Genomic DNA, 20,409 nt, shown 5'->3' with positions numbered 1-20,409 from the left:
GAAAAACCAAAACCAACGCGGTTCTCCTCACCCCTTTCCCTTTACTCCTCACTTTCCTCACCGCCAGCACAAAAAGAATTTGTCGCACCGAATGGTGCCGCTCAAGACAACCCATTGCGCTTCTTTTACAATACCGTCCATTCAGCGCAGCGCCGCTGCCGTGAGCAAGAGTTCTATATTTACAACGTCATGCAAGAAAAAGATCATATCTTCGCCGCCCCCATCGACCGGCTGGGCGACTTCTGTTTCGACCACAAAGTGGCCGACGTCTTTCCGGACATGATCAAGCGATCCGTGCCCGGTTACTCCAACATCATTTCCGCCATCGGCATGATGACGGCCCGCTTTGCCCAGCCTCATACTCAACTCTATGATTTGGGCTGCTCCCTCGGCGCCGCCACCCAGGAAATGCGCCGCAACCTGAACCAGCCCGGCTGCCGCATTGTGGCGGTCGACAACTCGGCGGCCATGGTGGAGCGGGCACGCAATCACCTGGCCGCCTTTCGTTCCGACGTCGAGGTGGAGCTGCTGGAAGCAGACATCTGCGACCTCACCATTGAAAACGCCTCCGTGGTGGTGCTTAACTTCACCCTGCAGTTTATCGATCCTGCACTGCGTGAAGTCCTGCTTGGCAACATATACGCCGGCCTGAAGCCCGGCGGCGTGCTGATCCTGAGCGAAAAATTCGTCAGTGCCGACGACACCGTCAACGAGCTGCTGATCGAGCTGCACCACGACTTCAAGCGGGCCAACGGCTACAGCGAGCTGGAAATCAGCCAAAAGCGTACGGCCCTTGAAAACGTGCTGCGCCCCGACTCCCCCGAGCAGCACAAGGCACGACTCAAACGACTTGGTTTTGCCCATGTCGACATGTGGTTCCAGTGCTTTAACTTCGGCTCCATGGTGGCGGTCAAATGATCGACTTCAGCGACTTCTACCAGCAAATCGCCAAGACCCGGCTCAGCCATTGGCTGCACTGCCTGCCGGCCCAGCTGCACGACTGGCAAAAACAGCACCTGCACGGTGATCTGGCGCGCTGGAGCCGGGCCCTGCGCAAGCTGCCGGCCATTCATACCCAGCGTATCGAGCTCAAGGACCGGGTCGCCATTGGCCAGTCGGGCGAGGTGTCGGCCGGAGAGCAGAAAAAAATTGAAAGCCTGCTGGGCCAGTTTCATCCCTGGCGCAAGGGCCCCTTTGAGGTGCACGGCATTCATATCGACACCGAATGGCGCTCCGACTGGAAGTGGGACAGGCTCAAGCCCCATATCAGCCCGCTCAACAACCGCTATGTGCTGGATGTGGGCTGCGGCAGCGGCTACCACCTGTGGCGCATGGCCGGTGAGGGTGCCGAAATGGCGGTGGGCATAGATCCGTCCCAGCTGTTTCTGTGTCAGTTCGAGGCCATCCGGCACTTCGCCAATGGTTATAAAGGGATTCAGGTATTACCCTTAGGCATAGAAGAGCTGCCCGAGCTGCGGGCCTTTGACACCGTGTTCTCCATGGGCGTGCTCTATCACAGACGCTCCCCCATCGATCACCTGCTGCAGCTCAAGGAGCAGCTGCGCGACGGTGGCGAGCTGGTGCTGGAGACCCTGGTGATCGACGGCGACGAGCACAGCGTGCTGGTTCCCGGTGAGCGCTACGGCAAAATGCGCAACGTCTGGTTTATTCCAAGCGCTGCGGCCCTGGTGGGGTGGCTTGCCAAATGCGGCTTTGAAAACATTCGCGTGGTGGACGAAAGTCTGACCACCCTGAACGAACAACGGCGCACCGACTGGATGCGCAACGAATCGCTGGCGGACTTTCTCGACCCGAACGACCCCGGCAAAACCATTGAAGGCTATCCGGCTCCCAAGCGCGCCATCATCATCGCCAACAAGCCGGTGGATCCCCAACACGGAACAAAGAGAGAAAAGGATGAATAAAGCGGCCCTGTCACTGCTGATGCCCCTGTTGCTGAGCGCCTGCGCCAGCCAGACCACCACCGACGAGCCACCGCCCCCGCCGGTATCCGAGCCCGAGTTGTCGGCGGCGCTGGCCGACCAGGAGGCCCGGTTGGTCATGGCCATGGAACAACAGGGCTCGCGACTCAATACCAGCCATCACGCCTTTATGAAGGCCCTGCAGCAGGACATTCGCAACCTGAAGAAACAACTGGTGGCGGTGCCGCCTCCCACACCGGGTGCGGCCCCCAGCATGCCGCCGCCGCCCCCCGAGATTCCCGACAACGAAACCCGGGACGGCAAGCTGATTGTGGGCGAAACCGAAGACGTCTGGCTGGATGCGGTCAACGATGCCTTTCCCGCCCGCATTGATACCGGCGCCACCACCTCGTCCCTCAGCGCCCAGGACATCACCGAGTTTGAGCGCGACGGCAAACCCTGGGTGAGCTTTAACATGACCCACGAAGGCGTGGAGGAGAAGCTGCCGGTGGAAGCGCCCCTGGTGCGCTATGTGCGCATTCGTCAGGCGTCGGCCGAGGAAACCGAACGCCGACCCGTGGTGGAGCTGACCCTACGGCTGGGCCGGCTGTCGGAAAAAACCGAATTTACCCTGACCGACCGTTCCCAGATGACCTATCCGGTGCTGTTGGGCCGGGAGTTTCTTAAAGACATCGCCGTGGTCGATATTGCCCGCCGTAACGTGCAGGGCAAGCCCAAGCGTCCCAACCCCTCCAGCGAGTAAACCACATGTACTCACGCAAACCCTTTTATCTGATCGTGGCGGCCCTGTTTCTGGTGGGGCTGGCACTGATGCTGCACCGCCATTTCGTGTATGAAGTGCCCTGGCTGCCCGGCGAAAAACGCCAGATCTGGTCGGTGGAAGCCAAGGTGGAATTTGAGGCCGACGGCCGGCCGGTCAAGGCGTCCCTGGCCATTCCCGGCAGTCAGCCCGGCTTTACCCTGATGAACGAGTCTGCCGCGTCACCGGGTTATGGTCTGTCCTTTGTACAAGCCGAAGACGGTGGCAGCCGGGCCGAATGGTCCATTCGCTCCGCCTCCGGTCACCAGGAGCTGTATTACAAGGTCGACATGATGCTCGACCCCTTTGCCAAGGGCCCCCTTGGCAATGTGCCGCCCCAGGTCACCACGGTGGAAGTGGCCGAGCCTTACGCCACCGCCATGGATCAGGTGCTGACCCTGGCGGAAGCGCGCTCGTCCGACGGCATTACCCTCACACGGGAGTTGCTCAAGGAGCTGGGCAGCGGCGGCCAGAACGCCGAGCTGCTGGCCCAGTACAAGACTTCGGGCCCGCTGCTGGTCGACATGCTGCACCGCGCCGGCGTGTCGGCCCGGTTGCTGAAGGGACTGCAGCTGGAAGACGGCCGTCGTCGCCAGCGGCTGGTGGACGTGGTGCAGGTGTTTGACGGCGAACGCTACGACATCTTCAACCCGGCCACCGGTGAGCAGGGCCGGCAGGAAAGCCTGCTGCTGTGGGAATACCACTCGGCCCCGGTGCTGGATCTGGTGGGTGCCAGCAATTCCCGGGTCAGCTTCTCCATGCTGGAGCAGGAGCAGCCGGTGAACGTGGCCCTGGCCAAGAAGTTTGATCAGCCCGACTGGATCAACGTGTCGCTCTATAACCTGCCGCTGGAAGAGCAGGCCCTGTTCAAGGGCATATTGCTGATCCCCATCGGCGTGCTGGCGGTGGTGTTCCTGCGCATTATTGTCGGGGTAAAAACCTCGGGCACCTTTATGCCGGTGCTGATCGCCATGGCCTTTATTCAGACCAGCCTGCTGACCGGCCTGGTCGGCTTTCTGCTGATCGTGGGCACCGGCCTGGTACTGCGCTCCTACCTCTCGCACCTTAACCTGCTGCTGGTGGCGCGAATATCGGCGGTGATCATCATGGTCATCGGCATGATTGGCTTTTTCAGTATCGTCGCCTATCAGCTGGGCCTGACCGAGGGCATGAAGATCACCTTCTTCCCGATGATCATTCTGGCCTGGACCATAGAGCGCATGTCGGTGCTGTGGGAAGAAGAAGGTCCCAAGGAAGTGCTCAAGCAGGGCGGCGGCTCCCTGGTGGTGGCGGTCATGGCCTTCCTGGCCATGAACAACGAGTTTATTCGCCACCTCACCTTCAACTTCCTCGGCCTGCAGCTGATCGTGATGGCGGCGGTGCTGGTGCTGGGTAACTACACCGGTTATCGCCTGACCGAACTCAAGCGCTTCAAGCCCCTGGTAGACGAGCTGAAACATGATTAAAAACCTGCTTGCCAAATACGCCTCGCCCTTTGAGCTGGGCCGGCTCGGCATCATGGGCATGAACCGGCGCAATATTTCCTATATCAGCCGCTACAACCCGCGGCGGCTGTATCCGCTGGTGGACAACAAGCTCAAGACCAAGCAGATCGCCCTGGATGCCGGGGTGACCGTGCCCGAGATGGTCGGCGTTATCGAATACCAGCACCAGGTGGCACACCTGTGGGACATGGTCAAGGACTGGCCGGGCTTTTGCATCAAGCCCGCCAAGGGCTCCGGCGGCAAGGGCATTACGGTGATCGTGGATCACGACCGCCAGAACTTTACCAAGCCCAGCGGCAAGGCCGAGACCATAGAGGATCTGGAACGCCACGTGTCCAACATTCTGGCCGGGCTTTACTCCCTGGGCGGCAAGCCGGACGTGGCGCTGATTGAAGCGCTGATCAACTTCGACGATGTGTTTGACGGTTTTTCCTATGAAGGCGTGCCCGATACTCGCGTGATCGTGTTCAAGGGCTTTCCCATCATGGCCATGATGCGGCTGTCCACCCAGGCGTCAGACGGCAAGGCCAACCTGCATCAGGGCGCCGTGGGCGTGGGCCTCGACATCAATACCGGTCGCGCCATTCGGGCGGTGCAGTTCAACCAGCCGGTGCGCCATCACCCGGACACCGGCCGGGATCTGTTCGAGCTCAAGGTGCCCTACTGGGAGCAGCTGCTCAACCTGTCTTCGTCCTGCTTTGAGATGTCGGGCCTGGGCTATATCGGCACCGACATGGTGCTCGACAAGCAAAAGGGCCCCATGCTGCTGGAGCTGAACGCCCGCCCCGGCCTGGCGATACAGACCGCCAACGCCGCCGGCCTGGTGCCGCGCCTGCGCAAGATTGAAAAGCTCGGCCGCAAAATCACCCTGACCCCGGAAGAGCGCGTGGCCTTCTCCCGCAAGGAGTTTGCCACCGATTTGTGAAGGAATGAGAGTCGTAGGTTGGCGATGAGCGTAGCGAATCCCAACACGAAGGCGGCTGCGGCACGTTGGAATTCGGCGAGGCTCATTTCAACCTACGGTCCGGTCATAACACATGCGCAAAGCAAAAACGGCGCCGGGGTTAATCCCGGCGCCGTTTTTTGTTTACGATGAACAATGTTATCAAGTCGTAGGTTGGCGATGAGCGAAGCGAATCCCAACAACAGAGCCGACGGCTGAACTGTTGGGATTCGTAAAACTCATCCCAACCTACTGCGGCGTCAGGCTTTCAGCTTATCGCTTCCAGCTTACATTCGGGTTTTGCGCTTTTGCCGCTGGCCCGGCTTGGGTCCCTGGCCACGGGATCCGGTAGGAGCCGGCTTTTTCGGGGCCGCGCCGGTACCGGTGCCCTTGACCCGCGTGTTGTGTTTGCGCACCGCCTTGCGAATACGGGCCACCTGCTTGAAGCGGTCGGCGGCATTCACGTCCACCTTGCTTTCCTGCTCCGGGGCCAGGCCGACTTCCTTGCGCAGGTAGTTGACCTGATCCAGCGGCAGCTCGGCCCAACCGCCTCGAGGCAGGTTCTTGGGCATTTCAATCTTGCCGTAGCGTACCCGCATCAGCCGGCTCACCTGCACGCCCTGGGATTCCCACAGCCGGCGCACTTCCCGATTACGGCCTTCCTTCAGGGTGACGTGGAACCAGAGGTTCATGCCCTCGCCGCCGGTGTATTTCAGGGTCTCGAAACGGGCCTCGCCGTCCTCGAGCATCACGCCCTTGCGCAGCCGCTGCAGCATGGCCTCATCCACTTCGCCAAACACCCGCACCGCATATTCCCGGTCAATTTCATGCCGGGGGTGCATCAGCCGGTTGGCCAGCTCGCCATCGGTGGTAAACAGCAGCAAACCGGAGGTGTTCACGTCCAGTCGGCCCACCGCCACCCAGCGGGCGCCCTGCAACCTTGGCAGGCGGTCAAATACCGTGGGGCGGCCTTCCGGATCCTTGCGCGTGCTCACCTCGCCTTCCGGCTTGTGGTAAGCCAGCACGCGGCACACGATATCGCTTTCGGCCTGGGTTTCCACCAGGTGGCCGTCTACGCGAATCTGCTCGCTGCCGGTGACCCGGTCACCCAACACCGCCACCTTGCCGTTGACGCTGACCCGGCCCTGGCTGATCAGGCCCTCAATTTCCCGGCGCGAGCCCTTGCCGGCCCGGGCCAGCACTTTTTGCAGTTTTTCAGTCATGTCGTTCACTTATTCAAAAGGGGTCAGGCTGCCTGCGCCTTCGCGCACGATCACCGGGGTGTCGTCGTAAAGGTCCACCACCGTGGTGGGTCGAGAGTCGATCACACCGCCGTCAATAATCAGATCCACCACCTTTTCCAGCCGGTTGCGGATTTCAAAGGGGTCGAATTCCGCCTCGCTCTCACCGGGCAAAATCAGGCTGCAGGACATCAGCGGTTCACCCAGGGCCTCAAGCAAGGCCAGGCTGATGGCATGATCCGGCACCCGCAGGCCAATGGTCTTGCGTTTGGGGTTCTGCAGCCGCTTGGGCACTTCCTTGGTGGCCCGCAGGATAAAGGTGTAGGCCCCCGGCGTGTTGTTTTTCATCAGCCGAAAGGCGGTGTTGTCGACCCGCGCATAGGCTGAAAGCTCGGACAGGTCCCGGCACACCAGGGTGAAGTTGTGCTCCTTGTCGATCTGGCGTATGCGGCAGATGCGCTCCATGGCGCTCTTGTCACCCACCAGGCAGCCGATGGCGTAACCCGAATCGGTGGGATACACCAGCACGCCGCCCTGGCGCACGATGGCCACGGCCTGGTTGATCAGCCGTGGCTGAGGGGTGTCTGGATGAATTTCAAAAAACTGACTCATGATTCCTCCCGGAATGATTTACAGAAAGCGCTCCCACACAGGGGTGGCTTCTTTAGGCAGCCACAACTGGCGCCCCAGCTCCCGCCACTGGCTGGGAAAGTGAAAATCGGAGCCCACCGAGGCGGCCAGGCCGTATTCCCGGCTCCACTTACCCAGCGTGGCACGTTCCTGTGGACTTTGCTGGGCCATGGACACCTCCATGGCGTCGCCACCGGCCTCGGCAAAGGCACTAAGCATTTTGCGCACCCACTTGTTCGACAGTTCGTAACGGGTGGGGTGTGCCAGCACCGCCACGCCGCCCGCGGCCTGTATGGCGCCGATGGCATCATCAAGAGAGCACCAGTCCGGCGGCGCATAGCCGGTATTGCCCCGGCTCAGAAACTTTTTGAATACCTTGCCCATGGAGTCGGCGGCGCCCTGCTCCAGCAGCCAGCGCGCCAGATGAGTTCGGGTAATGGCGGCGTTGCCGGCGATGGCCCTGGCGCCCTCATAGGCACCGGGATAGCGGGCCTTTTCCAGCCGTTCGCCCATCAGCCGGGCGCGGGCGTCGCGGCGGGCCCCCTGCTCGGCCAGCAGCCGGGACAGCCCTTCATGGCCGGGATCCAGGTTCAGGCCCACCACATGAATTTCCTTGTGCTCCCACAGCGCCGAGATTTCCACTCCGGTGACCAGCCGAATGCCATGGGCCTCGGCGGCGGTGCGCGCCTCGGCCAGCCCCGCCAGGGTGTCGTGGTCGGTCAGCGCCAGCACATCCACCTCCTTTTCGGCGGCCCGGGCCAGCAACTCACTGGGGCTCAGGCTGCCGTCGGAGGCGGTGGAATGGCTGTGCAGGTCGATGCGCATAAAAAAATCCTGTGGTCGTGCTTGACTTGCCACCGCAAATATCGTTTAACTGTATCCAGTTTTTCGATTAGCGAGACGAGCGCCATGTTGCAGCAAACTTCCACTCTGACCATTTGGTGGTGGCACACTCCCTGAAGCGGGTGTGATTTGCTGTATTCGTTCAACAGTCTCAGCGAACATAAAAGCCCGCAACTCTGCGGGCTTTTTTATTATCCAGTAAAAGGTGATGCGATGAAACCGACCTCTTTCATTTTTTGGCGATGGCAACCCGAAAACCGGCCTGTTCAGCAACCGGCATTCGCGTCCGTCACCGACGACGACATTGCCAGCCAGGTCATCAGACAGATCCCTGATGATCAGCATTAACTTATAAGGAATACCCAATGGCGCAAGGTCAGCTTCACGTTTTATTGCAGAATGCCCCCTATACCGATGATCCCCTGGCGTTATACGCCGCCCTCAGCCAGCCCGGCGACAACAGCCTGCTGCTGGAATCCGCCGAAATAGACACCAAGGCGGGCACCCAAAGCCTGCTGATGCTCGACGCCTGTGTTCGCCTGGTATGCCGAGGCCGGGACGTCACCCTTACCGCCCTTAATGCCAACGGCCAGCCCGCACTTACCCTGGTTCACAGTGAACTGGGTGGCGAACGCACCGACACCCAGCTTACCGTAACCCTGGCCGAGGCCGACGCCGATCAGGACGAAGACAGCCGGCTAAAGGCCGCTTCCGTGCTGGAAACCATTCGGCTCATTCTGACCCGCTTTACCGCCGACCAGGGCCAGCAGCACCTGTTTATGGGCGGCACCTTCTCCTATGATCTGATTGCCTCCTTTGAGCTCCTGCCCGAGGTGGCCGAGGGCATCAACCACTGCCCCGACTTCTGTTTTTACCTGGCGGAAACCCTGATCACCCTGGATCACGTAAAAGAGCAGTGCCACCTGGCCGCCTGCGCCTTTGACTCACGCGAGCAGGCTCGGCTGCAGACCCGCCTCAACGCGCTGGCCGCCGCCTGTGGCGAGCGTTATGCCAGCCCCGAGGCCGAGTCCGGCCTGAGCGGCAAGGTCACAGCCAGCAAGAGCGACGCCGAGTTTCGTGCCGACGTGGAGCGGCTCAAGAGCAATATCGTGGCCGGTGACATCTTTCAGGTGGTGCCGTCGCGCTGCTTCACCCTGCCCTGCCCCAGCCCCCTGGCGGCCTACGGCAAGCTCAAGCAGACCAACCCCAGCCCCTACATGTTCTATGTGAACGACGAAGACTTCATTCTGTTCGGCGCCAGCCCCGAGAGCTCGGTGAAGTTTGACCATGACAGCCGCCAGGTGGAGATGTATCCCATCGCCGGCACTCGCCGCCGGGGCTTTAACCCGGACGGCAGCATTAACCTGGATCTGGACGGCCGCATCGAGCTGGATCTGCGCCAGGACGAAAAGGAAACCGCCGAGCACCTGATGCTGGTGGACCTGGCCCGCAACGACATTGCCCGCATCAGCGAGCCCGGCAGCCGCTATGTAAAGGATCTGCTGAGCGTGGATCGCTACAGCCACGTCATGCACCTGGTGTCTCGCGTCGTGGGCACACTGCGTGCCGATCTCGACGCCCTGCACGGCTATCAGGCCTGCATGAACATGGGCACCCTCACCGGCGCCCCCAAAATTCGCGCCAGCGAGCTGATCCGCGAGGTGGAAGGCCAGCGCCGGGGCAGCTACGGCGGTGCCGTGGGCTATGTGAACGGCCTCGGCGATATGGATACCTGCATCGTTATTCGCTCCGCCTTTGTCAGCCAAGGCCTTGCCCATGTGCAGGCCGGCGCCGGCGTGGTGTATGACTCCGACCCGCAGTCGGAAGCCGACGAAACCCGCAATAAGGCGGCGGCGGTGCTCAATGCCATCGCCCTTTCTCACGGCACCACACTGGCGGAGGTGAGCCAATGAGCCAGACCATTTTCCTGCTCGACAACTACGACTCCTTTACCTACAACCTGGTGGATCAGTTCCGCGCCCTGGGTGCCACGGTGAACATTTACCGCAATACCGTGCCGGTGACCCAGCTGCTCACCGCCATGGAGCAGGCGGAGAACCCGGTGCTGGTGCTTTCCCCCGGTCCGGGCAAGCCCGCCGACGCCGGCAACATGCCCGTCCTTATCGAACAGTGCCTGGGCCGCTTTCCCGTGCTGGGCATCTGCCTCGGCCATCAGGCCCTGGTGGAGCACTACGGCGGTACGGTGGAAAGCGCCGGCGAAATCAAGCACGGCAAGAGCTCACTGATCAGCCACAGCGGTAACGGCGTGTTCAGCGGCCTGACCAACCCGTTGCCGGTGGCCCGTTACCACTCCCTGGTGGGCAGCAACATTCCCGCCGGCCTTGAGGTGATTGCCGACTTCAACGGCATGACCATGGCGGTACAGGACAAGACCAACCGGGTGCTGGGCTTTCAGTTCCATCCCGAATCCATCATGACCACGGACGGGGCGCGCCTGCTGGCCCAGAGTCTGGAATTTATTACCAACAAGGAGAACGCCGCATGAGCCAGGCCATGGAGCAACTTTACCGGGGAGAACACATCAGCCGTGAGCAGGCCCACGCCCTGTTTGAGCAGGTGATGAGCGGCGATATGGACCCGATCGTGCTGTCTTCCCTGCTGACCGCACTGAAGATCAAGGGCGAAACTCCGGATGAGATCGCCGGTGCCGCCAGCGCCCTGCTGGCCGCCGCCAAGCCCTTTCCGCGCCCCGATTACGCCTTTTGCGACATCGTCGGCACCGGCGGTGACGGCATGAACACCATTAACGTCTCCACCACCTCGGCGCTGGTGGCCGCCGCCTGCGGCATCAAGGTGGCCAAGCACGGCAACCGGGGCGTGTCCTCCAAGTCGGGCTCCTCCGATCTGCTGGAGCAGCTCGGCATTCGCCTGGATCTGAACCCGGAACAGGCTCGTCACTGCCTGGACGAGACCAATGTGTGCTTTTTGTTTGCCCCCCACTACCACGGCGGCATTCGCCACGCCATGCCGGTGCGCCAGGCCCTGAAAACCCGCACCATCTTTAACGTGCTGGGTCCGCTGATTAACCCGGCCCGCCCCAGCTTTATGGTGCTGGGCGTATACAGCCCGGCGCTGGTGCGTCCCATCGCCGATACCCTGGTGGCCATGGGCCTGACCCGCGGCATGGTAGTGCACGGCAGCGGCCTGGACGAAATTGCCATTCACGGCACCACCCACATTGCCGAGATCAATGGCGACACCATTACCGAATATGACATCACCCCGGAAGAGCTGGGGCTGGAGCGCCACGACATCAGCGCCATTGTAGGCGGCGAGCCGGCGGAAAACCGCCGCATTACCGAGGCCCTGCTGGCCGGAGAAGGCACCCTGGCCCAGCAGAGCGTGATTGCCATGAACGTGGCGCCGCTGCTGCTGATGAGCGGCCAGGTGGAAAACCTCAAGCAGGGCGTGGAGCGGGCGCTGTCCGTGTTAAGATCCGGCCATGCCATGGGCGTGGTTAAACAACTGGCGGAGTTGAGTCAATGCTGAATACGGTGCTCGGCAAAATCGTTGCCGACAAAAAAATCTGGGTAGAGGAACGCAAGCAAAGCCAGCCCCTGGCAAGCTTTGAAGCCGGTCTCACCCCCAGTGATCGCCCCTTTGCCGAGGCCCTGGCCGCCGGCAAACCGGCCTTTATTCTGGAGTGTAAAAAAGCCTCGCCTTCCAAGGGGCTGATTCGGGAAGTATTTGATCTGGATGCCATTGCCGGCGTCTATGGCCGCTACGCCTCGGCCATTTCGGTGCTGACCGACGAGAAATACTTTCAGGGCCGCTTTGAGTTTGTCACGCAAGTGCGCAATCAGGTCACCCAGCCGGTGATCTGCAAGGACTTCATTATCGACCCCTATCAGATCAAGCTGGCCCGCCATCACCAGGCAGACGCCATTCTGCTGATGCTGTCGGTGCTGAACGACCAAGAGTATGCCGAGCTTGCCGCCGTGGCCGAGTCCCTGAACATGGGCGTGCTCACCGAAGTGATCGACGAGGACGAAGTGGCCCGTGCCCTGACACTGGGTGCCAAAGTCATTGGCATCAACAACCGGGATCTGCGGGATTTGAGCATCGATCTCGACCGCACCAAACGGCTGGCGGCGCTGATCCCCGACGACCGCGTGGTCATTTCCGAGTCCGGTATTCACCACCACGGCCAGACCAAGGAACTCTCGGCCCATGCCGACGGCTTTCTGGTGGGCAGCTCGCTGATGGCCGAAGACGATCTGGACCTGGCGGTGCGCCGTCTGATCCTCGGCGACAACAAGGTCTGTGGCCTGACGCGTCCGGAAGACGCCGCCGCCGCCCATGAGGCCGGCGCCGTCTATGGCGGCCTGATTTTTGTGGAAAAAAGCCCCCGTTGCGTGAACCTGGACCAGGCCCGCGGCGTGATGGCCGCAGCCCCGCTCAACTACGTGGGCGTGTTCCAGAATCACGCCGTGGAAGACGTGGTCGCCACCGCCACCGAGCTGAGCCTGGCTGCGGTGCAGCTGCACGGCTCTGAGGACGACGACACCATCAACCAGCTTAAAACCCGGCTGCCCGGCGTGGCCATCTGGAAAGCGGTGGCGGTAAGCAACGAACTGCCGGCCCTGCCGAAAAATGCCGACCGGCTGCTGTTTGATACCAAATCCGGCAATCAAAGCGGCGGTACCGGGCTGGCCTTTGACTGGGCACTGTTAAACGACATCGACAAGGCCAATGCCATGCTGGCGGGCGGGCTTACCCCCGACAACGCCGCCACCGCGGCAAGCCAGGGCTGTCGCGGCCTGGACTTTAACTCCGGCGTGGAAAGCGCCCCCGGCCAAAAAGACGCAGCCAAACTCAAGGCGGCCTTTGCCACCCTCAGACATTACGGACGCAGGACACAAAAATGAGCTTACTTAACCCCTTTTTCGGCGACTTCGGCGGCATGTATGTACCGCAAATCCTGATGCCGGCACTGCTGCAACTGGAGCAGGCCTTTGTCGATGCCCAGCAGGATCCGGAATTTGACCGCGAATTTCGCGAGCTGCTGGCGGAATACGCCGGCCGCCCCACTCCGCTCACGCGCGTGCGCAACCTGGCCGCCAACACCAAGACCCGCATCTACCTGAAGCGGGAAGACCTGCTGCACGGCGGCGCCCACAAAACCAACCAGGTACTGGGTCAGGCACTGCTGGCCAAGCGCATGGGCAAGACCGAGATCATCGCCGAAACCGGCGCCGGTCAGCACGGCGTGGCCACCGCCCTGGCCTGTGCCCTGCTCGGCCTCAAGTGCCGGGTATACATGGGCGCGGTGGACTGCGAGCGGCAAAAGCCCAACGTCTTCCGCATGAAGCTGATGGGCGCCGAAGTGATTCCGGTGCACTCCGGCTCCGCCACCCTCAAGGACGCCTGCACCGAAGCACTGCGCGACTGGGCCGCCAACTATGAGCAGGCACACTACCTGCTGGGCACCGCCGCCGGCCCCCACCCTTTCCCCACCATAGTGCGGGAATTTCAGCGCATGATTGGCGAAGAAGCCAAGGTACAAATTGTGGAGCACGAAGCGCGCCTGCCCGATGCGGTGATCGCCTGCGTGGGCGGAGGCTCCAACGCCATTGGCCTGTTTGCCGACTTTATTGAGGAAGAGAGCGTCAGGCTCATCGGCGTGGAGCCGGCGGGCAAGGGCATTCACACCGGCGAGCACGGCGCCACCCTGGGGGAAGGCACCAAGGGCGTGTTCTTTGGCATGCTGTCGCTGATGATGCACGACGAAGACGGCCAGGTGGAAGAGTCCTACTCCGTTTCCGCCGGCCTCGACTTTCCTTCGGTTGGCCCCCAGCACGCCTATCTGGCCACCACCGGCCGGGCCCAGTATGTGTCGGTAACCGATGACGAAGCCCTGGATGCCTTTCAGGCCCTGGCCCGCAACGAGGGCATTATTCCGGCGCTGGAGTCGTCCCACGCCCTGGCCTATGCCCTGAAAATGGCCGAGGCCGAGCCGGAAAAAGAACAAGTATTGGTGGTTAACCTGTCCGGTCGTGGCGACAAGGACATCTTTACCGTGGCCGATATTCTGGAGCAAAAAGGAGAAATCAAATGAGCCGCTACCACCGCCTGTTCGAGCGACTGAATGCCAGCAACGAAGGCGCCTTTGTGCCCTTCGTGACCCTGGGCGATCCCACGCCGGAGCACTCGCTCAAGGTGATTGATGCCCTGGTGGCCGGCGGCGCCGATGCCCTGGAGCTGGGCATACCCTTCTCCGATCCCATTGCCGACGGCCCCACCATTCAGGCCGCCACCCTGCGTGCCCGCAATGCCGGCACCCGCACCCAGACCTGCTTTGACATTCTGAAAAAAGTGCGGGAAAAGTACCCCGAGTTGCCCATCGGCCTGCTGGTGTATGCCAACCTGGTGTATGCGCCGGGTGTAGACAGCTTCTACTCCCGCGCCGCCGAGGCCGGGGTAGACTCGGTGCTGGTGGCCGATGTGCCGCTGGAGATGGCCGCGCCGTTCAAGGCCGCCGCCGACCAGGCCGGCATTGAAAGCATTTACATCGCGCCGCCCAACGGTGACGAAGCCACCCTCAAGGCGGTGGCGGAAACCGGCGCCGGCTATACCTACCTGCTAAGCCGTGCCGGCGTAACCGGCACCGAAACCAAGGCCGGCAAACCGGTAGATACCCTGCTGGCCACCCTGGCCAAATTCAATGCGCCGCCGTCCCTGCTCGGCTTTGGTATCTCCAGCCCCGATCAGGTGCGCGATGCCATTGCCGCCGGTGCCGCCGGTGCCATCTCCGGCTCCGCCGTGGTCAAGATCATCGAACAACACCTGGACCAGCCCCAGGCCATGCTCGATGCCCTCACCGCCTTTGTAAAAGAGATGAAGGCCGCGACGCGCAAGTAAGACGTTGAACGTGAGGAGTAAGGGATGAGAAAAACTCCCCCACTTTCCTCACGACTCAGAATGGCACCAGGGTTAGCCCTGGTGCCATTTTTTCGGCTTTAAACGCTTCAGCTACTTTACCGCTGACCACCTATTGGCATGGCGGTTCCGGTATGGCTACAATGGCTTCCTATCGGCAACGCCGATGCTTCGTATAACCTCACTGATAAGGGGTGAGGGTCTCTACCTGGAGCCGTAAATTCCAGATTACGAAGAGAAAGTGCATAGCGCTTTTCTCTTTGTACATCGTCAATAATCAGGCAAGAGAAAAGCGCTTGTTGATATCCCTTGAATGGAGACACAAGCGTGAACCAAACCACCTTTATTCAGCAACTCCCGAAAGTTGAACTGCACCTGCACATCGAAGGCACGCTGGAGCCGGAAATGATGTTCGAGCTGGCGCAACGCAACCAGATAGCCCTGCCGTTTAACACGCCGGAAGCCGTACGCTCCGCGTATCAGTTCAGCAACCTGCAATCCTTCCTCGACATCTACTATCAGGGTGCCAGGGTTCTGATCCACGAGCAGGACTTTTACGATCTGACCTGGGCCTATTTGCTGCGTTGCCAGGCAGATAACGTCATCCATACCGAAATCTTCTTTGACCCGCAAACCCATACCGAGCGGGGCATTGCCTTTGACACCGTGCTCAACGGCATTGACCGGGCACTGCGTGACGGCCGGGAGCAGCTGGGCATCAGCAGTCATCTCATCATGTGCTTTCTGCGCCACCTGGACGAAGACAGCGCCTTTGACACCCTGCGCATGGCACTGCCGCACAAGGACAAAATTGTGGCCGTCGGCCTCGACTCGTCGGAGTTGGGCCATCCGCCGGAGAAATTTGAGCGCGTGTTTCAGGAGGCGATTGGTCACGGCTTTCTGACCGTGGCCCATGCCGGAGAAGAAGGGCCGGTTGAGAACATTCACAACAGCCTTGAGCTGCTGAGCATTTCACGCATCGATCATGGCGTGCGCTGTGTGGACGATTCGGCCTTGGTGGAGAGACTGGCCCAACGTCGTGTGCCCCTCACCGTTTGCCCGCTTTCCAATACCAAGCTGAAGGTGTTTGACCATATGGATCGGCACAACATCGTTGAGCTGCTGCGCCGAAATGTCTGTGTGACCATCAACTCGGATGATCCGGCCTACTTTGGCGGCTACATGACCGATAACTTTCAGGCGGTAGCCAATAGCCATGCGCTGACGCCGCAAGAACTGGCACAATTTACCCTCAATGCCATTGAGGCCAGTTTTATCGACGACGCCCACAAGCAGCGGCTGACACGGCAAGTGCAGGACTTTATGCACCAGGCACTCGCCTAAGAGATAACAGAACGGAAAACGGGGCGGTTCTGCCCCGTTTTCCCCTCTCCTCAGAATGCTGTGACCAGCCCCGGCTTCAACGCTTATGCGGCAACTCAGTCCACTACTGCCATAAACTCTGTTGGCTTTATTGGCTTTATTGGCTTTAGTTTACGGGGGCAACGTGAGGCCGTTGGTTTAGTCCTGGCTCTCAATGCCAAAATACCGCCGGTGCAGCTCGCGGATTTCTTCGGCCAGCTCCGGCACCGGGCCGGCCACGGGAATATCGGGGGCCACTTCGTTGATGGCGAGGGCTGTTACCGGTGAGCCGGGCAGGCCCCATTGCTCGCACCAGACGGAAAATTGGCCAGAGGAGCTGGCAAACACAATACGCCCAAGACCCGCCCAGGCGTGGGCGGCGGAGCACATGGGGCAGTGCTCGCCCGAGGTATAGAGGGTAGCGCGGGCGCGCTCGGTTTCATCCAGGTTTTCGGCGGCCCAGCGGGCCAGGGCAATTTCCGGGTGCCAGGTGGGCTCGCAGGTGTGAATACGGTTGCGGTCTTCCGCCAGCACGGCGCCGTCGGCCGATACCAGCACGGAGCCAAAGGCCATGTCGCCCTCGTTCAGGGCTTCTTCGGCCAGCTCCACACAACGGCGCAAATGGCGCAGATCCTGGTGAGTGATGGTCATGCTTTTCTCCTTATGGCGTTAACCGGTTTTCCATACTGTTGGCCATAAGGTACTGAAGAAAGAAAAGGTTTAAAAGCGGGAGCGTACGGGCGGAAACGTGAAAACGAGTGAGGCACAAGCCGCCCGCGCTCCATTTGGCAGGCGGCCAGGTTTAGGTTACTCGTTGCCGGTCAAAGGCTGCAGGTTGCTCGCCACACGGGCGCGCTTCAGTCGCAGGGGAGCATAGATCAGCGCTCCCACCAGGAACAGGCCCAGATAACCGATCAGCGGATAGAAAAAGGCCACCAGCTGGGTAAAGCCGGCGAAGCTGGCCACAAAGCCCACCACCAGGGTGATGATGCTGAAGCGGTTGGCTGCCGGGGTGCGCATTTCCACAAAGCGGGCAACAAAGGCATAGAACATGCTGGCACCGGTGCTGAAGATCATGCCAAACAGCACAAAGGCCATGGCCTTGGCCAGCCAGGGGGAAATGCCGTCAATGATCTTGAGCAACGGCAGGGCATAGCCGGCCACCTGATCGATTTGCGAGAACATGGCCAGGTGGCTGATCATGATCATTACCCCCACCCCAAGGCCGCCCAGCAGGCCACCCCAGCGGGCAATGCGGGCATTGGGCTCAGCTCCACCCATCACCAGCGACATGGCCGCGCCCACGGCAATATTGAACGACACATAGTTCACCGCCGACACCAGCCAGTGCGGCAGGGTGGACTCCACGCTCTCGGCAATCGGCGCCAGCTCGGCAAAACTGCGATCCATGGTCAGCAGGCTGAAAATACAGATAAGGATCAGCGCCAGCACCAGAAATGGAGTAATACTGCCAATCAGTGCCACCACCCGCCGCACGTTCAGCATCAGGGTTGCGCCCATCATCAAGGTCATCAGCACGCTGCCCACCATGGAAGGCAGGCCAAACTGCTGGTGCAGGGTAGAGCCGGCGCCGGCGATCATCACCACACCCACGCCAAACAGGGTAAAGATGATCACGCCATCCACGATCACGCCCAGGTAGCGGCCGCTTATCTGATACACCACGGTTTTATGGGAGCGGGTTTGCGTGCGGCTGCCCAGCCAGGTGAGCATCATGCCCAGATAGGCAAACAGCGCCGTAGCCACCACGGCCGCCGCCGTGCCCAAATAACCAAAGCTGGTGAAGTACTGCAGCACTTCCTGACCAGAGGCAAACCCCGCCCCCACGATAATGCCAATAAATGCACTGGCGATTTTGATGATGTTCCACATGATCGTCGGTTAATCCCTTTAAAAGCCAAAAAATAACAACACTGATGGTTAAATGGGCAATATATGTGTTTGTCACAATATAAGGCCGGCGACCTTATCAGAGGCGACCGGCCAGTGCCATTACACCTTGGTAGCAAGGATCAACAATGAGACTCAGTCCAACGTTTGCACACCCCCGCCGTTGACGAAGAGGGTCTGGCCGCTCACCCAGCAAGACACGGGAGCGGCGAAATAGAGCACGGCGCCGGCAATGTCATCCGCCTCGCCCAGGCGCTTGAGCGGAGTGTGGGCCAGCATGCCGGCCTCGATTTCAGGAGTGAGCACCGAGGCCAGGGCGTCGGTGCGAATGGCCCCCGGGGCCACGGCGTTCACACGTATACCGGCGGGGCCGTAGTCGAACGCCAGATTGGCGGTCATGTGATTGATGGCGGCCTTGGATGATGCATAGGCACTGATGGCCGGGCTTCTGTTGATGGAGCTCATCGACGACATATTGATGATGGAGCCATAGCCGGCCTTGGCCATGTGCGGGGCGCACAACTGGGCCAGTCGCCAGGTGCTGAACACGTTCAGCTCAAAGGTGCGGGCAAACGCTTCAACGGTCAGCGTGGCCGGGCTTTCGCGGCCGGCACCGCCTCCGCCTACGTTGTTCACCAGAATGTTGATTTGGCCAAATTCCGCCAGGGTCTGGTTCACCAGCCCGGTCAGATCGTCGTCCTGGGTAACGTTGCAGGCCATGGCCACGGCCTTGCCGCCGTCATGGCGAATTTCCTCGGCGGTGGCCTCGGCATCATCCAGCTTCAGATCCGCCACCACCACGCTGGCGCCATGGGCCGCCAGCATGGTGCAGCACCCCCTGCCGATGCCGTTGGCGCCGCCGGTGATAATGGCCACCTTGCCGGAAAGATCGAAAAGTTCAGAGGGTTTCATCGCCAGCTCCTGTCAGGGTTTCTCAAGCGAAATCAGGTGATCGGCCACCGCCTGCCAGGCCGGCAGCGAAAGCGGATCATTGGCGCCGTTGGCCGCCACCGGGTGGGAAGCAAAGCGCACCAGCACCATCTCGGCGGCCGGGTCAATGTAGATGGTCTGGCCATGCACGCCACGGGCGGCAAAGGCGCCGTTGGGGTTGTGGGTTACCCACCACATATTGCGATAAGACCAGCCTCTTAGCTTGTCAAAACCCGCCCGGGCAAAGGCCTCCTGGCTGCCGCCACGCAGAATGTCGTCGATGGCCGCCGCCGGCAGCAACGGCTCGCCCTGCCAGCGGCCCTGGTTTCGCACCAGCTCGCCCAGACGGGCCATGTCGCGCAGGCCGGCATTCAGCCCGCCGCCGGCAAAGGGAATGCCCAGCTCGTCCACCTGGTAATAGGCGCTCTGCTCCATGCCGATGCGCCGCCAGATTTTTTCCGACAGCAACTCGGCCACCGAGGTGTCGGTCACGCGGGAAATCACCCAACCCAGGGCATCACTGTTTACGGTCTTATAGCCAAAGGCCTGGCCGTGCTCCCCCAGCTTCTGCACCCCAGTCAGGTAGTCAAGGTAGCCCACCGGCCCGGAGTAACCCTGTGGCTTGGGCCAGGAGCTGCCGGCGGTGGAGAATTGCCACACCTCGGCATTCGGATCGGCATAGTTTTCGCTGTATTGCAGTCCCGTGGTCATGTCCATCAGCTGGCGCACGCTGGCGTCGCCAAAGGCAGAGCTCGCCAGCTCCGGCACATAGTCGGCTACCTTTCTGGTTTCATCCAGCCTGCCTTCGGCCACCAGCACCGCGGCCAGCAGGCCGGTCACCGACTTGGTCACCGACATCACGGCGTGCTGACCGTCTTCCTTCAACGCCCCGAAATAGCGTTCATACACCACGTCCCCCCGGTGCAGAATGAGCAGGCCATCGGTGTAATTGCGTGTCAGGGCGTCGGCAAAGGTGATGGGCTGCTCGCTTCCCCAGGGCAGAAAGCGCAGCTTGTCGATAAGCGGATCCAGGCGATAGTTCAGCGGCGCGGGCGCTCCCAGGCCGCGAGACACTTCCACCGTGGGCATAAATTCACGCATGTGCGCCACGCTGTAACGCAGGGCGGGAAATTCAAAAAAGGAACCATCGACGGCACGCAGGCGTTTTTCCGGTGGCGGTGGAAAGCCCTGCATCCAGCCCCGAGTGTTGGGATTGCTGTCGTCAACGGAAAGCCGTGTTGCCGACGCCGGCTGTGTCAGCAGAATGAAAAGCAGGCCGGCGGTGGCCCACGGCGCCTTAAGCCCGGTCATGATGTTCTCCCGCGCCAGATTGGGGTTATGCGGGTGAGTATAGACTCGGTCGCGTTTGAAGCGAATGAGGTAGAGGGGCGAAGCAGCCTCG

The 20,409-nt window shown here is 61.1% G+C and carries 19 protein-coding genes and 1 riboswitch; of the genes, 12 read left to right on the top strand and 7 right to left on the bottom strand.

Translation table 11 applies throughout. The features are described from left to right. Positions 1-189 precede the first annotated feature (189 nt). From cmoA to OJHNALOF_RS12525, 5 genes are read left to right on the top strand one after another with little or no spacing between them, the layout of a single operon-like run. Positions 190-918: a carboxy-S-adenosyl-L-methionine synthase CmoA gene (gene cmoA / locus OJHNALOF_RS12545; protein WP_165662224.1), complete on the top strand. Its 729-nt coding sequence runs from the start codon at positions 190-192 to the stop codon at positions 916-918. Then, positions 915-1,925: a tRNA 5-methoxyuridine(34)/uridine 5-oxyacetic acid(34) synthase CmoB gene (gene cmoB / locus OJHNALOF_RS12540; RefSeq protein ID WP_165662223.1), complete on the top strand. Its 1,011-nt coding sequence runs from the start codon at positions 915-917 to the stop codon at positions 1,923-1,925. Before cmoA ends, cmoB begins: the two co-directional genes overlap by 4 nt. Beyond that, positions 1,918-2,685, top strand: coding sequence for an ATP-dependent zinc protease (locus OJHNALOF_RS12535; RefSeq protein ID WP_165662222.1), 768 nt, complete (start codon positions 1,918-1,920; stop codon positions 2,683-2,685). The genes cmoB and OJHNALOF_RS12535 overlap by 8 nt, the downstream gene beginning before the upstream one ends. Positions 2,686-2,690: 5 nt before the next feature. Further along, the gene (locus OJHNALOF_RS12530; protein ID WP_165662221.1) at positions 2,691-4,208 is read left to right on the top strand and encodes an inactive transglutaminase family protein; all 1,518 of its coding nucleotides are present in this window, start codon (positions 2,691-2,693) and stop codon (positions 4,206-4,208) included. After that, the gene (locus tag OJHNALOF_RS12525) at positions 4,201-5,172 is read left to right on the top strand and encodes an alpha-L-glutamate ligase-like protein (protein ID WP_094200810.1); all 972 of its coding nucleotides are present in this window, start codon (positions 4,201-4,203) and stop codon (positions 5,170-5,172) included. The genes OJHNALOF_RS12530 and OJHNALOF_RS12525 overlap by 8 nt, the downstream gene beginning before the upstream one ends. Before the next feature lie 305 nt (positions 5,173-5,477). Here OJHNALOF_RS12525 and rluB read toward each other — a convergent pair whose 3' ends face one another. From rluB to OJHNALOF_RS12510, 3 genes are read right to left on the bottom strand one after another with little or no spacing between them, the layout of a single operon-like run. Beyond that, on the bottom strand, positions 5,478-6,413 hold the full coding sequence (gene rluB / locus OJHNALOF_RS12520; protein WP_165662220.1) for a 23S rRNA pseudouridine(2605) synthase RluB: 936 nt from the start codon (positions 6,411-6,413) through the stop codon (positions 5,478-5,480). A 9-nt stretch (positions 6,414-6,422) separates the two neighbouring features. Further along, positions 6,423-7,043 (bottom strand): L-threonylcarbamoyladenylate synthase, encoded by a 621-nt coding sequence (locus OJHNALOF_RS12515; RefSeq protein ID WP_165662219.1) that lies wholly within the window; start codon positions 7,041-7,043, stop codon positions 6,423-6,425. A gap of 18 nt (positions 7,044-7,061) precedes the next feature. Further along, complete coding sequence (locus OJHNALOF_RS12510; protein WP_094200808.1) at positions 7,062-7,886, bottom strand: PHP domain-containing protein; 825 nt, start codon at positions 7,884-7,886, stop codon at positions 7,062-7,064. A gap of 383 nt (positions 7,887-8,269) precedes the next feature. Here OJHNALOF_RS12510 and OJHNALOF_RS12505 point away from each other — a divergent pair, with 383 nt between their 5' ends. The 7 genes from OJHNALOF_RS12505 (at position 8,270) to OJHNALOF_RS12475 (ending at position 16,148) form a co-directional block, all read left to right on the top strand. Then, a complete protein-coding gene (locus tag OJHNALOF_RS12505; RefSeq protein ID WP_165662218.1) occupies positions 8,270-9,817 on the top strand; it encodes an anthranilate synthase component 1 in 1,548 nt (515 codons plus the stop codon). Continuing rightward, entirely contained in the window at positions 9,814-10,410 is a 597-nt protein-coding gene (locus tag OJHNALOF_RS12500; RefSeq protein ID WP_165662217.1) for an aminodeoxychorismate/anthranilate synthase component II, read from the top strand. Before OJHNALOF_RS12505 ends, OJHNALOF_RS12500 begins: the two co-directional genes overlap by 4 nt. Beyond that, positions 10,407-11,414 carry an anthranilate phosphoribosyltransferase gene (trpD, locus tag OJHNALOF_RS12495; protein WP_165662216.1) on the top strand — a complete coding sequence of 336 codons (1,008 nt, stop codon included), beginning with the start codon at positions 10,407-10,409 and terminating at the stop codon, positions 11,412-11,414. The genes OJHNALOF_RS12500 and trpD overlap by 4 nt, the downstream gene beginning before the upstream one ends. Beyond that, on the top strand, positions 11,408-12,793 hold the full coding sequence (gene trpCF / locus OJHNALOF_RS12490) for a bifunctional indole-3-glycerol-phosphate synthase TrpC/phosphoribosylanthranilate isomerase TrpF (protein ID WP_165662215.1): 1,386 nt from the start codon (positions 11,408-11,410) through the stop codon (positions 12,791-12,793). Before trpD ends, trpCF begins: the two co-directional genes overlap by 7 nt. Further along, entirely contained in the window at positions 12,790-13,983 is a 1,194-nt protein-coding gene (trpB, locus tag OJHNALOF_RS12485; RefSeq protein WP_165662214.1) for a tryptophan synthase subunit beta, read from the top strand. The genes trpCF and trpB overlap by 4 nt, the downstream gene beginning before the upstream one ends. Further along, positions 13,980-14,786, top strand: a complete 807-nt coding sequence (gene trpA / locus OJHNALOF_RS12480) for a tryptophan synthase subunit alpha (RefSeq protein ID WP_165662213.1) — start codon at positions 13,980-13,982, stop codon at positions 14,784-14,786. Before trpB ends, trpA begins: the two co-directional genes overlap by 4 nt. A gap of 169 nt (positions 14,787-14,955) precedes the next feature. Continuing rightward, a riboswitch (purine riboswitch) is annotated at positions 14,956-15,055 on the top strand. Positions 15,056-15,131: 76 nt separating this feature from the next. Beyond that, positions 15,132-16,148, top strand: coding sequence for an adenosine deaminase (locus tag OJHNALOF_RS12475; protein WP_165662212.1), 1,017 nt, complete (start codon positions 15,132-15,134; stop codon positions 16,146-16,148). 177 nt (positions 16,149-16,325) lie between these two features. Here the strand turns inward: OJHNALOF_RS12475 and OJHNALOF_RS12470 are convergent, their stop codons facing one another. The 4 genes from OJHNALOF_RS12470 to OJHNALOF_RS12455 all read right to left on the bottom strand — a co-directional run bounded on the left by OJHNALOF_RS12470 (position 16,326) and on the right by OJHNALOF_RS12455 (position 20,318). Then, a complete protein-coding gene (locus OJHNALOF_RS12470) occupies positions 16,326-16,817 on the bottom strand; it encodes a nucleoside deaminase (protein WP_165662211.1) in 492 nt (163 codons plus the stop codon). A gap of 156 nt (positions 16,818-16,973) precedes the next feature. Further along, on the bottom strand, positions 16,974-18,059 hold the full coding sequence (locus OJHNALOF_RS12465; RefSeq protein WP_094200799.1) for a hypothetical protein: 1,086 nt from the start codon (positions 18,057-18,059) through the stop codon (positions 16,974-16,976). A 153-nt stretch (positions 18,060-18,212) separates the two neighbouring features. Then, positions 18,213-18,989, bottom strand: coding sequence for a glucose 1-dehydrogenase (locus OJHNALOF_RS12460; RefSeq protein WP_165662210.1), 777 nt, complete (start codon positions 18,987-18,989; stop codon positions 18,213-18,215). A 12-nt stretch (positions 18,990-19,001) separates the two neighbouring features. Beyond that, positions 19,002-20,318 carry a serine hydrolase gene (locus tag OJHNALOF_RS12455; protein ID WP_165662209.1) on the bottom strand — a complete coding sequence of 439 codons (1,317 nt, stop codon included), beginning with the start codon at positions 20,316-20,318 and terminating at the stop codon, positions 19,002-19,004. Between the last annotated feature and the right edge of the window lie 91 nt (positions 20,319-20,409).

This window comes from Oceanimonas sp. MB9, from assembly GCF_011319775.1.
GTDB classification, from domain to species: domain Bacteria; phylum Pseudomonadota; class Gammaproteobacteria; order Enterobacterales; family Aeromonadaceae; genus Oceanimonas; species Oceanimonas doudoroffii.
This window is presented reverse-complemented; position numbering and strand designations above follow the sequence as displayed.

Excerpts from the sequence above, each read along its gene's own strand:
- OJHNALOF_RS12515 (WP_165662219.1), bottom strand. The coding sequence starts at position 7,043 with ATGAGTCAGTTTTTTGAAATTCATCCAGACACCCCTCAGCCACGGCTG.
- OJHNALOF_RS12455 (WP_165662209.1), bottom strand. The coding sequence starts at position 20,318 with ATGACCGGGCTTAAGGCGCCGTGGGCCACCGCCGGCCTGCTTTTCATT.
- rluB (WP_165662220.1), bottom strand. The coding sequence starts at position 6,413 with ATGACTGAAAAACTGCAAAAAGTGCTGGCCCGGGCCGGCAAGGGCTCG.
- trpA (WP_165662213.1), top strand. The coding sequence starts at position 13,980 with ATGAGCCGCTACCACCGCCTGTTCGAGCGACTGAATGCCAGCAACGAA.
- cmoA (WP_165662224.1), top strand. The coding sequence starts at position 190 with ATGCAAGAAAAAGATCATATCTTCGCCGCCCCCATCGACCGGCTGGGC.
- trpCF (WP_165662215.1), top strand. The coding sequence starts at position 11,408 with ATGCTGAATACGGTGCTCGGCAAAATCGTTGCCGACAAAAAAATCTGG.
- OJHNALOF_RS12530 (WP_165662221.1), top strand. The coding sequence starts at position 2,691 with ATGTACTCACGCAAACCCTTTTATCTGATCGTGGCGGCCCTGTTTCTG.
- OJHNALOF_RS12510 (WP_094200808.1), bottom strand. The coding sequence starts at position 7,886 with ATGCGCATCGACCTGCACAGCCATTCCACCGCCTCCGACGGCAGCCTG.
- trpB (WP_165662214.1), top strand. The coding sequence starts at position 12,790 with ATGAGCTTACTTAACCCCTTTTTCGGCGACTTCGGCGGCATGTATGTA.
- OJHNALOF_RS12505 (WP_165662218.1), top strand. The coding sequence starts at position 8,270 with ATGGCGCAAGGTCAGCTTCACGTTTTATTGCAGAATGCCCCCTATACC.
- OJHNALOF_RS12460 (WP_165662210.1), bottom strand. The coding sequence starts at position 18,989 with ATGAAACCCTCTGAACTTTTCGATCTTTCCGGCAAGGTGGCCATTATC.
- trpD (WP_165662216.1), top strand. The coding sequence starts at position 10,407 with ATGAGCCAGGCCATGGAGCAACTTTACCGGGGAGAACACATCAGCCGT.
- OJHNALOF_RS12500 (WP_165662217.1), top strand. The coding sequence starts at position 9,814 with ATGAGCCAGACCATTTTCCTGCTCGACAACTACGACTCCTTTACCTAC.
- OJHNALOF_RS12535 (WP_165662222.1), top strand. The coding sequence starts at position 1,918 with ATGAATAAAGCGGCCCTGTCACTGCTGATGCCCCTGTTGCTGAGCGCC.
- cmoB (WP_165662223.1), top strand. The coding sequence starts at position 915 with ATGATCGACTTCAGCGACTTCTACCAGCAAATCGCCAAGACCCGGCTC.
- OJHNALOF_RS12470 (WP_165662211.1), bottom strand. The coding sequence starts at position 16,817 with ATGACCATCACTCACCAGGATCTGCGCCATTTGCGCCGTTGTGTGGAG.
- OJHNALOF_RS12465 (WP_094200799.1), bottom strand. The coding sequence starts at position 18,059 with ATGTGGAACATCATCAAAATCGCCAGTGCATTTATTGGCATTATCGTG.
- OJHNALOF_RS12525 (WP_094200810.1), top strand. The coding sequence starts at position 4,201 with ATGATTAAAAACCTGCTTGCCAAATACGCCTCGCCCTTTGAGCTGGGC.